This window comes from Moorena sp. SIO3I6 (assembly GCF_010672095.1).
The window spans coordinates 1-1,396 of record NZ_JAAHHU010001355.1 but is presented as its reverse complement, the minus strand read 5'-3'; the positions used below and the strand labels follow the sequence as shown (position 1 = coordinate 1,396).

The window sequence follows — 1,396 nt, the reverse complement described above, 5'->3', positions numbered from 1 at the left end:
TGTAAGTATGCGGCTGAGGTAATGCCTAATAAGTTCGCTCAGTTAAAGGTGCCAACCCTGCTAGTTTCTGGTGAATACGACAAAATTATTCCTTCAGCACTAGGGCGTAGAGCTTCACAATTAAGTCAAAACGTGAAGTATGTTGAAATTCCTGATACAGCTCACTTTCCGATGTTGGAGGCTCCAGGGGTTTATCTAGAGCAGCTGCGGGAGTTTATTTGTCTTAGCTGAGGCTTAAAGAAATTACTACTCTTCGAGGAAAATAAGTGGTTAGTGCTCAAAAGACTGAACCACAGAGGAATAGGTAAAAAAATCAGGAAACCCCCAACCTGTAAAAGCTGGGGGCGGTGATCAGGGTGCATCTACTACTTCCTTATTCGAGTAGGTGTGACCCTTCTCCGGACAGATTTTGAGAGTGAGTTTGCTTCAAGAAGCGCATCCTCGGCAACTGCCTAACGGGGAGATCGGGAAAGAAGCTAGTATGTATGACGGCAACTAGGTCTTTCCAGATTAGTGTGCATAGGCTACTGATGTTAATTTTTATAAATAGCTCAATAATTTCCTTAACTTACTGAAAAATATATTTAGGAATATACAGCAAGTTGTGAGGAATCTTATCTCTGGTAACCGAGGTAAAACAGAGACATAACTGCTGAAAATGAGCAAGGGAGATGGGCTACTCAAGTTTCTTGGGTTCCATCATCCCCCCTCCATCTACATCAGGGAGCAATATTACTATGGCACATCTGGTTCAGAATCTAGTTGAAACTGAAGTCGATCAACACCAAAACAAGACTGCAGGAGATGACCCTGTCCAGCCTCAATCTCGTAAGTATCGCAAAAATCAGTTACAAAATATACTAAAAACACTGCAAAACACCTTAGCAATTTGTCAAACTAACGAAGATTTGGCTGCTCAAGTTGATACTCTCAAACGCATTGGGTTAGTTCATTGCCGTTTGGGAGAGTATGCCTGGGGAATCAAGTGTCTCGAGCAAAGTTTACAAATGGCCAATGATGTTGGTTCACCCAAGAGTTTAGGGGTCATTCTTCATCATCTCGGCATGGCTTATTCCCAGACTAACCAGGATGATAAGGCATTTAAGGTTTATCTAAAAGCATTGAGGATTTTCCAAAAAACTCAAGCTCACTCAGAGATTGCTAAAATCCTTAATCACCTAGGGGAAATTCACAATAGCTGGCATCAACCAGTACTGGCTCTGAGATGCTTTCGCCAAGCGATGAAGATTTTTCAAAACTCAGGCAATTCAATTGAGGGCGAAGGCAGAGCACTGGCAAATATAGGGGAAGCTTATACCCAGCTTGGAAGATACCGTCAAGCTCTTGCTGTCTTGGAGCAAGCCCTAACCATTCACGAAAAAAAAACATCCTCTCG

At 42.6% G+C, this 1,396-nt stretch carries 2 protein-coding genes; both read left to right on the top strand.

Annotated features, from left to right (window positions below):
• A partial coding sequence (locus F6K49_RS49285) for an alpha/beta hydrolase (RefSeq protein WP_293110053.1) occupies window positions 1-231 on the top strand: 231 nt, incomplete at its 5' end.
• Between the two features lie 440 nt (window positions 232-671).
• On the top strand, window positions 672-1,396 hold a 725-nt coding region (locus F6K49_RS49280; RefSeq protein WP_293110050.1), incomplete at its 3' end, for a tetratricopeptide repeat protein.